The sequence below is a fragment of the Paenarthrobacter histidinolovorans genome, assembly GCF_014647595.1.
Lineage (GTDB): Bacteria > Actinomycetota > Actinomycetes > Actinomycetales > Micrococcaceae > Arthrobacter > Arthrobacter histidinolovorans.
Genome location: NZ_BMPM01000002.1, coordinates 552,241 through 564,260, shown reverse-complemented (window position 1 = coordinate 564,260; position 12,020 = coordinate 552,241). Strand labels below are relative to the sequence as shown.

The following is a 12,020-nucleotide window of genomic DNA, read 5'->3' as shown; positions in this document are numbered from 1 at the left end:
TGGGGGGGATGGCATCTGCTTGTCGTCCGAGGCTTTCCACGGCCAGGCTATGGATCGTTCTGCTGCTTGCCCCGGCAGCAGTTCTGATCATGGCCTCTTCAGGATGCAGTTCCTCTCTGGGAGCGCCGGCGTGTATGCCGCCCCCTTATACGGTGAGTCCGTCCTCGGCGCGAGCCGGAGAGTCAGTGACTATTTCTGCTCCAGAGGCGAAATGCAATCCCCGCTATGGCTCGGACGCCCGGGTCCTCATCGTGATTACAGATGCCGCCGGAACAGAGGTTCTGCACGCCACAGCTCCCATGACGGACACGGGTGCGTTCTCGTTCATCCTGGATATCCCCGCGGAGACAGCGCCGGGGGTGTTGGCAGTGAACGCCTCGCCTGATGGAGTGGATTGGTGCGACGACACGGGGCAAAACAACCGCGTGGCTGTGGGCGGGGAGCAACTGGAAAGGGCGTCTTGTGCTGTCCGAATGGAACCGCTGACAATCGTCAAATAGCCTGGCCTGTGCACCACTCTTGAGAGCCGGCCAAATACGGTGGGAGGATGGAGCAGTGCAACCCCTCTTCGACTTCCTTGGCAGTTACTGGTGGCTCATCTTCCCCATCGGCGGGATGGCTGGCGGCTGGGCGAGGTCGTGGTCCAAAGCGAGCGAGGAGCGGCACCGTCGCAAGGTCGAGCTGCTGAAGCTGCGCAACCAGCTGGCGGTGCACGAGGAAGCAAACCAGGCCGAGGTGGTCTCGCTGATGGCCGCGCACGATTCGGTCAATCACAGATGGCTGGAGTACGAACTCGACGTCGGCAATCTCATCGACTTTCCGCTCATGACCGACGTCCGTGAACCGCTCACGGTCGCGTTCCTGCGGGCCAAGAAAGAAGCCGATGGCCTACGGCCCGGCGCGCCGGAGGAGATTTCGACGCCGGCTCGCCTTGCTGAGTATCGAGCGGCCGTTCACAGCTACGAGTTGGCGTTCGACGTCGCTGGCGAAGCCAGGCGAATCAAAGACGGAAACTTCTCCGGCCCCGAGCGGGAGCGTCTGGCGACGGCCCGCAAACTGTTGCGCATTGCCGAGGACACCGCCGCCACGCCCGCGGAACGACAGACGGCGTACAAGCGCGCACGCAAGGAACTCGACGGCCTGATTGTCCTGCCCGAAGCAACAGTCGCCGCTCTGGAAGGCAAGATTGCCGGAATGCTGGATACCCGGAAGGACCCGGATACGGACGCGGATACGGACGTGAAGTTCGTGTGAGGCCCAGGAGACGGTTCGCGATCATCGCATTAGCCGGCTATTGCAACGGCCCCAGCTCAATGCCCATCACGGTCCGCACCATGGACCCCGCGAGGTCGTCCTCAAGGTGCCGCATTCCGATCCGTTCGGCGACCCGCCTCGAAGCCACATTGCCGGGGTGAATGATGGCTACCAGGCGATCAACGTCCACCACATCCCGGGCGTATTCGAGGCAGGCCGAAGCCGCTTCCGTGGCATAGCCCCGCCCCTGAAGATCCAGGCGTACGTGGTAGCCGAGCTCAAGTTCGGGCCGGCCATTGACGCTCTGCCATGTCAGTCCGCAGTCGCCCACGAACCCGCCGTCGAGCGTTTCCACAATCCACAACCCGTACCCATGGCGGGCATAGTTCGTCAGGTTCCAATCGATCCAGGCCCCTGCTTCTTCCCGGGTTTTCGGCGCCGGGTAATAGGTCATCACATCGGGGTCACCGAGCAGGCCGCTCATCTCGTCGAGATCGGCTGTAGTCATCCCGCGAAAGCGCAATCGCTTGGTCGGATAGGGGAGCATCTCCGAAGCCTACCGGCAGCGGAGTATGCCATGGGCCGTGCCTTCGCCACCTACTTTGAACCCCTGTTGGGCGATGATGCAACCGAAATCGGCTGAATTTGGAGTGCCCGGAGTTTAAAGTGGGTGGTGAGCGTCCAGGGCCAGCGGATCGAGTTGGGAACTGAGCTGGTGGTGAGGGGCTCGACGACGGTACCGGCGTCTTAGAGTCGCCCGATGAGGCGGTCTTCCTTCGGGGAGGGGTCCTCGCTCGCCGAGTGAGCCTACTTATTTGTTGCGTCCCCTGTAATCGTCGACGGGGTTGACAAGCCGCCATGATGCTGTGGGTGTTGCCGCAGGTCAGGTCGTCTTGCGGCGCACTTTGTACCGTCGATCGTTGGGCGATAAGGTATTGCCAGACCGTTTTGCAGAGGGCGGCCCTTTTCGCTCCTTTGCTGTCTGCTGGGGACGCATTTCAGTCAGTAGGAACGTGCATGGTCAACCCCCTCCCCGAGCAGGAAGCTCTCCAGAACGGATACTTTTTGGATCTGGTTCTGGGCAGTGAAGACGTTGAGGCTTTCCTCAGCGATCTCGCAGCTTTCTCCGCCGAGAGCCTCTCCAACCCGGAGAGCCCGGTATTCAGTGGCATCACCGTGTTGCGCCGCAAGAAGTCGGCAACCGCTGCCAGCAGTGACCAGCGCGCACGCATCATGGATCAACTCCAGAGCACTTTTGAGGGCCCCTGTCTCACGGCCATGGACAAGCTCACCGCCGTGCTGGTTGAGGACCTCCTGAACGAGCATCGCTGGCCGGCGTATGTTCAGGCCGCCTCGGACCAAGGGCTTCGTTCCATCCTCAGCGTCCCCCTCCTGGTTGAAGGCGATACGCGCGCTGCCCTGAACCTGTACTCCGAGAAGCCAGACGCGTTCAGCGCTGAGGATGTGGACCGGGCCGAGGTTTTTGCCTCCCACGCATCCAAGTCGCTGCGTCTCGCTTTGAAAATCGCGCAGCTCAGCGATGCCCGGAATGACCTGGCAACAGCCATGCAGTCGCGTACCGTCATCGACCTCGCAGTCGGGGCGATCATGGCGCAAAACCATTGCAGCCAGGAGGAAGCTTTCACTATCCTGCGGACGGCCTCCAGCAACCGGAACATCAAACTGCGGCACCTGGCCAAGTCGATCATCGCGGCCGTGTCGTCGGGGAAGATCACCACTCACTTCGAGGAGTGATCAACCCGGCAGAGTCCGCCCAGCGAACCCGTTTCGTGACCCGAGGCAACTATGGAGCAGACTGGGTTGGGTGACCGCCAAAAACCCCCGTCCAGGGCTCGCGATTGCTGCGTTGAGCCTTGGAACTGCGCTGAACCCGCTGAACTCGTCCATGATCGCTGTTGCGCTCGTAGTCCTTCGGGAGCATTTTGAGCTCGACGTCGCAACAGTTACCTGGGTGATCACGTCGTTTTACCTGGCGTCCGCGGCAGGGCAGCCGCTCATGGGCAGGCTGGCTGATCGTTTCGGCCCCCGACGACTTTTCATGTTCGGCATGGCATTGGTGGCCGTCACCTGTGCGATCGCGCCGTTCCTGCCCAACTTCGCGCTGGTTTGCGTGGCGCGCGCGTTCATGGCCGTAGGTACCGCGACGGCGTACCCGTCCGCCGTCGTCATGGTGACCGAACTGAGCCGGCTGGCGAACTTGCCGTCCACCCGGCCGCTGGGCCGGATTCAGATGGCGAACACCTCGGCCGCTGCCGTCGGTCCGGTGGTGGGCGGACTGCTGGTGAGCCTGGTGGGGTGGCAGGCGCTGTTCGCGATCAACGTGCCCATCGCTTTGCTCGCCTTGTTTGTTGTCCGGCAAACAGCTCCCGCGGATTCCGGCCGGGAGACGGGTTCATTGGGAACGCTGATCCGTGATTCCGACATCCCCGGCATCCTCGCCTTCGTCAGTTCGCTCATGCTCGCCATGATGGCGCTGCTCAACGTTCTGCCCGGCTATCGTTGGTACCTCTTGGGCGCAGCTACTGTGATCGGTGCGCTCTTTGCCTGGCGCGAGCTCAGGTTCAGGCCACCATTCCTGGACCTCCGACTGCTGGGTCGCAACCGCCCGCTGCTGCTGGTCTACCTGCTGTTCATTGTTTTCAGCGGCGTGTATTACTTTGCGTTCTTCGGCCTGCCGCAGCTTCTGCAGGAGGCAGGGCATTACGACGCCGGTGTGGTGGGCCTGCTGATGCTTCCCCTTGCGGCGTTGTCGGTTGTGGTGACGCCGCTGACGGTTCGGTTCATTGAGCGGTTCGGCGTGCGTTCGGTGCTGATCACCGGGGTGGGGATTCTGACGCTTGCTTCCGGTGCGTTGGGAATCCTCACGTTGTCGCTCTGGGTGCCGGTGGTCTTCGTTCTGACCGCAATGATGGGTGTCCCGTACGGCGTGGTCAGTACGGCCTCCAACCAGGGTCTATATGTCTCCGCCCGCCCTGAGGAAAGGGGAGTCGCCGCCGGTATCTTCCAGACTTGCCGCTATCTGGGCGCGATCACCGCCACCGTGCTGATCGGTGTGCTGTACGGGCCGGGCGTGAACCAGGCGAACTGGGGGATCATGGTCCTGGTGATGCTCGGGCTCAGTGCCGTGGTGCTGGTGCTCGCAGTGATGTGGCGGAAGCCTGCGGTCTAGCGGGAGCGGTTGTGCCCGATTCGATGGCCCGCTGCGCAAACGACGTTGCCCGCCATCGAGTGTGCAGGTGAACATCGAAACGGGACCCAGGCAGTGATGCCAGGGTCCCGTTTTCGTTCTTAAGCGGGGGCGTTGCTAGCGGTTGAGGAAGGCCTCGTGCTGGCGGTGGGCCTCTGCCACCTGTTCGCGGATCTTCTCCACGTCCTTTGCCTTATTCCGATACTTCAGGGGCATCTGAACGATCTGTGCCTCTTCCGCGGTCAGGGCGCGGTAGATGCGTTCGCGCTCGTTGGCGTCGGCGGTGTAGTCGAGGTCCAGGTAGTCCACGGCGTGGCGGCGGGCGTTGTTGATGGCTGTTTGGGCCTTGCCTGCCGGGCTGATCAGTGAGAGCACCACGGTGATGACCAGTACGCCGATGATGACGCTCAGTGAGAGGCCGGTGGTGATTTCGATGACGTTCACGTGTTCGCCGCCATTGATGAACGGGAGGTTGTTCTCGTGCAGGGCGTGCAGGATCAGCTTGACGCCGATGAACGCCAGGATCGCCGCGAGGCCGTACGAGAGGTAGATGAGGCGGTCCAGCAGGCCGTCGATCAGGAAGTACAGCTGGCGCAGGCCCATCAGTGAGAACGCCGTCGCGGTGAAGACGATGAACACGTTCTGGGTGAGGCCGAAGATGGCCGGGATGGAGTCGAGGGCGAAGAGGATGTCCGTGCCGCCGATGGCCACCATCACCAGCAGCATGGGAGTCAGGGCACGCTTGCCGTTGACCATGGTGAAGAGTTTGTCGCCGTCGTACTTGTCTGTGGTGTGGAAGAGCTTCTTGGCGAGCCGGATGATGAAGTTGTTCGCTTGGCCGTCACCGTGGTCGCCAGGTTTGAGGAGGTTGCCTGCCGTCAGGAGCAGGATGAGGCCGAAGATGTAGAACACCCAGGCGAACGAATTGATGAGCGCGGCGCCGAGGAAAATGAAGCCGGTGCGGGCGATCAGTGAAAACACGATGCCGAACAGCAGGACCTTCTGCTGATCCTCGCGCGGTACCCGGAAGCTCGCCATGATGATCAGGAAGACAAACAGGTTGTCGACCGAGAGGGCCTTCTCCGTGATGTATCCGGCAAAGTACTCCGAGCCCATCTGTGCTCCGCCAAAGACCAGCACCAGGATGCCGAAAACTATCGCGAGGCCCACGTAGATGGAGGACCAAACGGCCGCTTCTTTCAACGAGGGGACGTGGGCTTTGCGGATGTGGAAGAAGTAGTCAAAGGCCAAGAGCGCCAGAATGACGACGATGGTGATGCCCCAGATGAGGGGAGAGACGGTCATATGATCCTGCTTTCGTGAGGCGCGCGATTGGTGTTGCTCACCGAGGGTCAAACTCGTGGAATCAAATTTACCGGGTCTGGTGGGGCTGGTGTTAACGATGGAAACCTGTGGTTCTACCTCCCGGCGGCCATTTCTCTTGGTGCTGCGCTCGCCGGAGCGGAATCGATGGACTTCAAGGACCTCCGGGACGCCATCCAGATCAGTGACTCTGTGCTGAGCAAGCAGCTGGCGATTTTGGAGAAGGCCGAGTTCGTGAAGATCAAGAAGAGCTTCGCCGGGAAGTTTCCGCAGACGTCGGCCCGCCTGATCGTCTTGGGCCGGGCAGTGTGGGCTGCGCACCTGCAGACGCTTCGGGAGATTGCGGGCGGCTGATCTCTCCCGTAGGTGAAGTACGACGCCGCCCCGCGTCTTGAGTGCCAGAGGTCCGGACATGCGGGGGTGCTGGAGGCTTTTCATGTCACCGCAGGCGGCACATCGCCTAGTTCGTTTGGATTTGGGTCCACTCATCCTGGTTTGCCGGCCGGTGCCAGAATTGCCGGGGCTGTCCGGATTCACGGGCCACGTCCGTGAGCCAAAGGGTGCTGCCCGGGTCCCAGCCCGCAATGACAGTTGCTGTGTCCTGGTCGACAGTCAGGGCGCGTCCTGCAGCGTTCAGGTACCCGGTGACCGTGAGATGGACGGCGTCCCATTCCGTGGCTGCAAGCTCCCAGTCCGGGATAACCCAGCGACCGAGCCGGGCTGTTGTGCGGAACCAGTCGTGTCGGCGGGACGCTGTTACCTCCAAGGGGAATGCCCGACACAAATCCATCCAGTCCTCGGCGGTGTGGATCTCAAGGACTCGCCCCGTTCCGCTGACAGGAACAGTTGTGGCGTCCTCCCAGCCGAGGGAGTCTTCCACCAGGTTGAGCCCTTCGGGAATGAGTGGGACGGTTTGCAGGATTCCGTGAGGGATGGACCACCATTCCCCACCGAAGTTGGCTTGCGGGTCTTTGGGTCGTTCCCACGCTGCGCGGGCTTCTTCGGCGCGTTCCTTACGGGCCCATTCGGCGAGGGTTTGTAACGGTTTCCGGGGGAGTGGCGCTGGGTCGTTCGCCGGACGCCAATCGATGGCCCATTGGGACGGTTGGAAGCCCTGACTCCACCAATGCGTTGCGGGTGACTCCAGCACCCTCGCAGCGATGTGCGCCAACGCGGCGGTTACGGCGTCGGTGTCGGCGAGTACGTCCTCACCCTCGGGTGATTGCCAGTATCTGGCCGTGTCTACGCTTCGCTGCAGGGAATATTGCACCAAGGCAGAATCGACGACCCGCAAGTTCAGCGAAGCGATGCCGGCCGCGACCTCGGCTACCGTCGGGCTGGCTGGAACAGGTTCCGGTTCGTGTCCCGGCGAGCCGCTGAGCCTGAGCATGACCCGGGATCTGCCAGCCCCCGGATCGAGGTCGTATCCAAGATCGAGTGCGGCACGCCGGATGTCCGGGTCGGCCTCCATCGCGAGCTCCAGGCATAGGCGCCTCCCTCGAGGGCCACGGAGCAGGAACTCAGCATCAGGCAGCATTCGCCCATCCTGCCACGATGGCCGAGCTGGCGGATGGCAACTGCGGCGAGCGTCGTCGATTTGAAAGCACGACGGCGCCGCTGCGGCTATGGCGAGGAAGGCTCAGCTGACGCTGACCAAGACCTGGTCGAGTTTGCTACCCCGTCCGTAAACCCCAGCTTGCGATGCTGCCCCCGGGGCACGAAACGAGCAACAATCCTTGAGGCCCATTGATGGTCCAAGCTTCATAGCTATTGTCCGCAGGGACATCGATGACGCTTCCGTCGGAGAACTCCACATGAAGGGCTCCGCGGTCGTCGGCGAACCCCGCCACGATTGATGACTGGGTGATCGAGAGTGCTGGCCCCAGACGGGTAGGTTCCCCGTTGGGGTCAAGCTGGTGGATGCTCCCAGCGGCTGTCTTCAAGGTGAAGACCGACCCAATCCTGAGGACCATGCCGCCGTCTGTGCAGATGGTGAATGCATAATCGACCCGGCATTGGACTATCAGGTCTGGCCCCGGAGCAACCGGCCACGACCAGAGCACGTGGTCATCCACTGGGATATCGCTCATGTTTTCATCCACTTCTGATTTTCCGGTCCCAATGTGTCGATGAATCCGGTCAGCACTCTCATTCCGTCAGGCTCCGCGCCCCACCCGTCGTCGAACGCATCAAAGGAGTCATTGAGAACCACAAGATCCTGCACCATGGGGTGTCCCTCATGGCCAATGGTCCTGTGCACCCACCTGGTGATGCTCCAGCAAGTTCGCGGAGAGATTCGCTGTCATAACCTTCGACCAGCGCATTTGTGGCTGCCGAGATGGCTGGAGTTGCAGCATCCTGCTTGAGAATCCACAAAGCTCTGGCCGTAAGGAGTTCGCCCAGTGCTGCGCTATGCACTAAAGCGTCTGCCGCAGCCGGAGGCTGTTACCCGAATAGGCAAGCCGAGGCTTTGTGTAAAGCCATGCGAGTAGCCCGAGCAACGGAACTGCAAATAAAAGCAGTACCCATAGGATCCGGGTTGTTTGGTTCAGACGAACTTCCCCGAGCACGTCGAAGACTGCCCAAATGATCGAACCCATGACAAAGGCCGCTGACGCCGCCGCCAACAGCACCAAGGCCCACTGCCAAACTTCCACGTTGTCCCCTCGGCCAGATTTCCGTCAATATAGCACCCTGGAACCGCTCCGCGGCCGGGTGCCAGAACATTTCGGCCGCTGCCGTTGTGCTCTGGCCGAAAGCACGACGGCGCCGCTCGCCGCCCGCTGTGACCGCTAGCTGAAGCTGACCAAGACTTGGTCGATGCGGGTGAGGAGGCCCGGCCAGCCGTTGCCCATGCCTTCGATGGCCTGGCGTCCCATGGGTGAGTCCAGGTTGAAGCCGGCGTGTTCGAAGTGAAGTGTTGTCCCGGCGTCGACCGTTTCAAGCGTCCAGGTGATGGTCGTGTCCAAGGCGCCTTCGGCGAAGACGAAAGTGATTGACTCGCCGGGTTCCACGGCGGTGACTTCGCACTGCTGTTGGCCCCAAGCGCCCATGTCCATGGTGAAGCGGTGGCCGACGACGGGGGCGATGTCGCCGGGCCCATCAAGGGGCCAGGAGACCGGGCGTGGTCAGCGCGCCCATACGGCCTCTTGGTGTGCTGAAAGGTGCGTTGGAGGCGGACTGCGCTTTCAGTCATTACTATTTGCCTCACCCAGTAGGTCGGCCAGGGCATCGAGCCGATGGTTCCACTATGCCTCGTCGTCCTTCAGCCAGTTGTGTCGGGATCTTCATCCACGGGTCTAGCCTTGGAGTCCACTCAAGCTAATCTTCGGCCCAATACTGGGCAGTGGGATTCATTCTCGCGGCTAGTTTCCAAAAAGCGTCGCTGTCCATGTCGAACCAGCCATCTTCATCTTTGAAGAAGATGCCCTGCGTGAATGCGACGGCAAGGGTTGCTAGCATGTCCTGGATGGAGCTGTGCCTTAGCTTATTTTCAACGTTTTCGAAGTCAAAATCGTACACTGGCTGACGGTCGGTCGCCGAGCAGTCTACGAATATATAGCCCCCAGCGTTGTCTTCTAGAAGTGGAAGCCACGAAGAATTCTCTTGGTACTCGTTGACGAATCGGTCGTAAGTTTCCAATGCTTCACCAAGACTGAGAAGGTAATAGCCGGGCATCAAATACATGTCGTTCAAAAGTACGTTCGGTTCCGAATTTGTCCCATCGTGCCATCCGTAGAGCGCAATGAGATCTGCACCGGGCCGAAGGCCACGTGCTGAGAGTTCTTCGGTTACGGTTTGGGCGGGAAGTCCAGGTCTCAGCAGTTTTGATGCACCCAGTTGCAGTTGCGCCAAGGACTCATCGATAGTTGTCATCGAAACGGTCATGTCATGTTTCATGGAGCAAATCTTGCATAGGGTCTTCTTTGATGCCAGCACCAACGGCCGATGGGCCCCTAGCTTAGGTGCGGTGTGTGAGGACACGGATCTGGATCCACGTGGCAAGCTACGAGACATGGAAACATCTGCCTCAGGTTACGCCGTTCTTGACCTGTTTCCTTGGTGGGGCTGCTTGAAGAAACGTTCCGAACATCATTCAGAAAGCATCGACGCCGGATCTCGCCTGCCAGTCGCTGGCTGCCGCTTGAGCAGTCTTTCAGTGGTCGCCCAAACCACACGTTGCAAGGCCGCCGCCCGCGCAAGAAACCAATAGCAGCACCTCCGGACCGTTGGTCGCCCAGGCCTCGTAGAGTTTGTCCGCCGAGACATCAATAGCGCTACCGTACGCGAAGTCCAGATGATGAGTTCCACTGTCGTCAACGAATCCGGCCGTGACTGAGGACCAGGCTATCGACGGGGCTGGCCCCAACAGGGAAGGATCCCCGGCGGGGTCAGGACCATGACTATGGCCCGAAGGAGTCTTGTAAACGAAGGTATTCCCGACCCTGAAAATGATGCCGCCGTGTGTGGATGCTGAAGGCGTAGTCGACAGTGCACATGGCAACCTCGTCCCGCTCGGATGTAGTGGGCCAGATCCAGAGCCCGCGCTTGTTCACTGGTTCGCCGTTCCTGTTCGTGTCCACCTCTTGAGCTCCGGGCAGGCAGCATCGACGAAACGAGTGATCACCTGCATGGCGTTAGGTTCTTCACCCCACCCATCGTCGTACGCGTCGTAGGCGTCGTCGAGGTTGACTAACTCCTGGGCAACAGGGTGACCTTCATGGCCAATGGTCCTGTGCACCCACCTGGTGAGTTCCCGTATCCGCAGGTTTCCAGCAAGGACCTGGCTTGCGTAGTAGTGGGTTGCGGCAAGTTGAGCATCTTCCCGGGTCATGGTTCCCGCTGCGATGCCGAGCGAGCTCAGGGCATCAACTATCAATGTTCCGAGCTGGAAGACGTTGATGACTGGTGATGCTGCAGCAAGTTCGCGGAGAGATTCGCTGTCATAACCTTCGACCAGCGCATTTGTGGCTGCCGAGATGGCTGGAGTTGCAGCATTCTGCTTGAGAATCCACAAAGCTCTGGCCGTAAGGAGTTCGCCCAGTGCTGCGCTATGCACTAAAGCGTCTGCCGCAGCCGGAGGCTGTTACCCGAATAGGCAAGCCGGGGCTTTGTGTAAAGCCATGCGAGTAGCCCGAGCAGCGGAACTGCAAATAAAAGCAGTACCCATAGGATCCGGGTTGTTTGGTTCAGACGAACTTCCCCGAGCACGTCGAAGACTGCCCAAATGATCGAACCCATGACAAAGGCCGCTGACGCCGCCGCCAACAGCACCAAGGCCCACTGCCAAACTTCCACGTTGTCCCCTCGGCCAGATTTCCGTCAATATAGCACCCTGGAACCGCTCCGCGGCCGGGTGCCAGAACATTTCGGCCGCTGCCGTTGTGCTCTGGCCGAAAGCACGACGGCGCCGCTCGCCGCCCGCTGTGACCGCTAGCTGAAGCTGACCAAGACTTGGTCGATGCGGGTGAGGAGGCCCGGCCAGCCGTTGCCCATGCCCTTGATGGCCTGGCGTCCCATGGGTGAGTCCAGGTTGAAGCCGGCGTGTTCGAAGTGAAGTGTTGTCCCGGCGTCGACCGTTTCAAGCGTCCAGGTGATGGTCGTGTCCAAGGCGCCTTCGGCGAAGACGAAAGTGATTGACTCGCCGGGTTCCACGGCGGTGACTTCGCACTGCTGTTGGCCCCAAGCGCCCATGTCCATGGTGAAGCGGTGGCCGACGACGGGGGCGATGTCGCCGGGTGCCCACCAGCGGGCGAGGAGTTCGGGCGTGGTGAGGGCGGCCCACACTGAGTCTTTGGGGTGGGGGAAGGTGCGTTCGAGGCGGATGGCGTTCTCAGTCATGGGTGTTTTCCTGTTCAGTAGATTGGCCGTCCAGCAGATCGGCCAGGGCATCGAGCCGATGGTTCCAATAGCGCTCGTAGTGCTGCAGCCAGCCGCTGACTTCATGCAGTCCCTGCGGCTGGAGGTGGTAGATCCTGTGCCGGCCTTGCCGTTCTTCGCGGATCAAGCCTGCTTCCTTAAGGACGGTCAGATGTTCCGACGCCGATGAGCGGCTAAGTTCCAATCGACCCGTCAGCTCGCCCGCGGTCAGGGGACCGGCGAGGAGGGTGTCGAGGATGGTCCGCCGCGAAGGGTTCGCGAGGGCGCTAAAGACGTCGGAGGGCACGGCTTGATGATATGTCGGAAATTTCCGAAATGACAAGCGGTCCGCCAAAGCCAACAGCCCGCCGTCGTG

The 12,020-nt window shown here is 61.0% G+C and carries 18 protein-coding genes; 5 read left to right on the top strand and 13 right to left on the bottom strand.

From position 1 onward, the window contains the following. The first annotated feature begins 185 nt into the window (after positions 1 to 185). Positions 186 to 500, top strand: a complete 315-nt coding sequence (locus tag IEY62_RS07105) for a hypothetical protein (RefSeq protein WP_189015352.1) — start codon at positions 186 to 188, stop codon at positions 498 to 500. Positions 501 to 555: 55 nt separating this feature from the next. Next, positions 556 to 1,254, top strand: a complete 699-nt coding sequence (locus tag IEY62_RS07100) for a hypothetical protein (RefSeq protein WP_189015350.1) — start codon at positions 556 to 558, stop codon at positions 1,252 to 1,254. 37 nt (positions 1,255 to 1,291) lie between these two features. Here the strand turns inward: IEY62_RS07100 and IEY62_RS07095 are convergent, their stop codons facing one another. Further along, positions 1,292 to 1,801, bottom strand: a complete 510-nt coding sequence (locus IEY62_RS07095; protein WP_189015348.1) for a GNAT family N-acetyltransferase — start codon at positions 1,799 to 1,801, stop codon at positions 1,292 to 1,294. Between the two features lie 470 nt (positions 1,802 to 2,271). Between IEY62_RS07095 and IEY62_RS07090 the strand changes: the two genes are divergently transcribed. Further along, entirely contained in the window at positions 2,272 to 3,009 is a 738-nt protein-coding gene (locus IEY62_RS07090) for a GAF and ANTAR domain-containing protein (RefSeq protein WP_189015345.1), read from the top strand. Positions 3,010 to 3,079: 70 nt separating this feature from the next. Beyond that, positions 3,080 to 4,444: an MFS transporter gene (locus IEY62_RS07085; protein WP_189015343.1), complete on the top strand. Its 1,365-nt coding sequence runs from the start codon at positions 3,080 to 3,082 to the stop codon at positions 4,442 to 4,444. A gap of 135 nt (positions 4,445 to 4,579) precedes the next feature. Here the strand turns inward: IEY62_RS07085 and IEY62_RS07080 are convergent, their stop codons facing one another. Continuing rightward, the gene (locus IEY62_RS07080; RefSeq protein WP_189015341.1) at positions 4,580 to 5,767 is read right to left on the bottom strand and encodes a TerC/Alx family metal homeostasis membrane protein; all 1,188 of its coding nucleotides are present in this window, start codon (positions 5,765 to 5,767) and stop codon (positions 4,580 to 4,582) included. A 30-nt stretch (positions 5,768 to 5,797) separates the two neighbouring features. Here IEY62_RS07080 and IEY62_RS21645 point away from each other — a divergent pair, with 30 nt between their 5' ends. Then, positions 5,798 to 6,139, top strand: a complete 342-nt coding sequence (locus tag IEY62_RS21645; RefSeq protein WP_229785122.1) for a transcriptional regulator — start codon at positions 5,798 to 5,800, stop codon at positions 6,137 to 6,139. A gap of 106 nt (positions 6,140 to 6,245) precedes the next feature. Here IEY62_RS21645 and IEY62_RS07070 read toward each other — a convergent pair whose 3' ends face one another. The 11 genes from IEY62_RS07070 to IEY62_RS07025 form a co-directional block, all read right to left on the bottom strand. Continuing rightward, positions 6,246 to 7,322 carry a hypothetical protein gene (locus tag IEY62_RS07070; protein WP_189015339.1) on the bottom strand — a complete coding sequence of 359 codons (1,077 nt, stop codon included), beginning with the start codon at positions 7,320 to 7,322 and terminating at the stop codon, positions 6,246 to 6,248. 136 nt (positions 7,323 to 7,458) lie between these two features. After that, positions 7,459 to 7,875 (bottom strand): DUF6188 family protein, encoded by a 417-nt coding sequence (locus IEY62_RS07065; protein ID WP_189015337.1) that lies wholly within the window; start codon positions 7,873 to 7,875, stop codon positions 7,459 to 7,461. Beyond that, positions 7,872 to 8,012 (bottom strand): hypothetical protein, encoded by a 141-nt coding sequence (locus tag IEY62_RS07060; protein ID WP_189015335.1) that lies wholly within the window; start codon positions 8,010 to 8,012, stop codon positions 7,872 to 7,874. Before IEY62_RS07060 ends, IEY62_RS07065 begins: the two co-directional genes overlap by 4 nt. A gap of 190 nt (positions 8,013 to 8,202) precedes the next feature. Continuing rightward, positions 8,203 to 8,385, bottom strand: coding sequence for a PLDc N-terminal domain-containing protein (locus IEY62_RS21890; protein WP_407671482.1), 183 nt, complete (start codon positions 8,383 to 8,385; stop codon positions 8,203 to 8,205). Positions 8,386 to 8,577: 192 nt separating this feature from the next. Beyond that, complete coding sequence (locus IEY62_RS07050) at positions 8,578 to 8,844, bottom strand: SRPBCC family protein (RefSeq protein ID WP_229785120.1); 267 nt, start codon at positions 8,842 to 8,844, stop codon at positions 8,578 to 8,580. 262 nt (positions 8,845 to 9,106) lie between these two features. Then, a complete protein-coding gene (locus IEY62_RS07045; protein WP_189015333.1) occupies positions 9,107 to 9,685 on the bottom strand; it encodes an SMI1/KNR4 family protein in 579 nt (192 codons plus the stop codon). 256 nt (positions 9,686 to 9,941) lie between these two features. Next, complete coding sequence (locus IEY62_RS21885; protein ID WP_407671475.1) at positions 9,942 to 10,289, bottom strand: DUF6188 family protein; 348 nt, start codon at positions 10,287 to 10,289, stop codon at positions 9,942 to 9,944. A 48-nt stretch (positions 10,290 to 10,337) separates the two neighbouring features. Next, positions 10,338 to 10,844, bottom strand: coding sequence for a hypothetical protein (locus tag IEY62_RS07040; RefSeq protein ID WP_189015331.1), 507 nt, complete (start codon positions 10,842 to 10,844; stop codon positions 10,338 to 10,340). After that, positions 10,844 to 11,083, bottom strand: a complete 240-nt coding sequence (locus IEY62_RS07035; RefSeq protein ID WP_189015329.1) for a PLDc N-terminal domain-containing protein — start codon at positions 11,081 to 11,083, stop codon at positions 10,844 to 10,846. The genes IEY62_RS07040 and IEY62_RS07035 overlap by 1 nt, the downstream gene beginning before the upstream one ends. A 135-nt stretch (positions 11,084 to 11,218) precedes the next feature. Then, entirely contained in the window at positions 11,219 to 11,626 is a 408-nt protein-coding gene (locus tag IEY62_RS07030; RefSeq protein ID WP_189015327.1) for an SRPBCC family protein, read from the bottom strand. Further along, a complete protein-coding gene (locus tag IEY62_RS07025; RefSeq protein ID WP_189015325.1) occupies positions 11,619 to 11,951 on the bottom strand; it encodes an ArsR/SmtB family transcription factor in 333 nt (110 codons plus the stop codon). The genes IEY62_RS07030 and IEY62_RS07025 overlap by 8 nt, the downstream gene beginning before the upstream one ends. Positions 11,952 to 12,020: the final 69 nt, after the last annotated feature.

Bases quoted from the DNA above. Each gene is read 5' to 3' on its own strand.
- IEY62_RS21890 (WP_407671482.1), bottom strand. From the start codon at position 8,385: ATGGGTTCGATCATTTGGGCAGTCTTCGACGTGCTCGGGGAAGTTCGT.
- IEY62_RS07080 (WP_189015341.1), bottom strand. From the start codon at position 5,767: ATGACCGTCTCTCCCCTCATCTGGGGCATCACCATCGTCGTCATTCTG.
- IEY62_RS07050 (WP_229785120.1), bottom strand. From the start codon at position 8,844: ATGGACATGGGCGCTTGGGGCCAACAGCAGTGCGAAGTCACCGCCGTG.
- IEY62_RS07095 (WP_189015348.1), bottom strand. From the start codon at position 1,801: ATGCTCCCCTATCCGACCAAGCGATTGCGCTTTCGCGGGATGACTACA.
- IEY62_RS07045 (WP_189015333.1), bottom strand. From the start codon at position 9,685: ATGAAACATGACATGACCGTTTCGATGACAACTATCGATGAGTCCTTG.
- IEY62_RS07090 (WP_189015345.1), top strand. From the start codon at position 2,272: ATGGTCAACCCCCTCCCCGAGCAGGAAGCTCTCCAGAACGGATACTTT.
- IEY62_RS07030 (WP_189015327.1), bottom strand. From the start codon at position 11,626: ATGACTGAGAACGCCATCCGCCTCGAACGCACCTTCCCCCACCCCAAA.
- IEY62_RS07060 (WP_189015335.1), bottom strand. From the start codon at position 8,012: ATGGTGCAGGATCTTGTGGTTCTCAATGACTCCTTTGATGCGTTCGAC.
- IEY62_RS07065 (WP_189015337.1), bottom strand. From the start codon at position 7,875: ATGAGCGATATCCCAGTGGATGACCACGTGCTCTGGTCGTGGCCGGTT.
- IEY62_RS07070 (WP_189015339.1), bottom strand. From the start codon at position 7,322: ATGCTGCCTGATGCTGAGTTCCTGCTCCGTGGCCCTCGAGGGAGGCGC.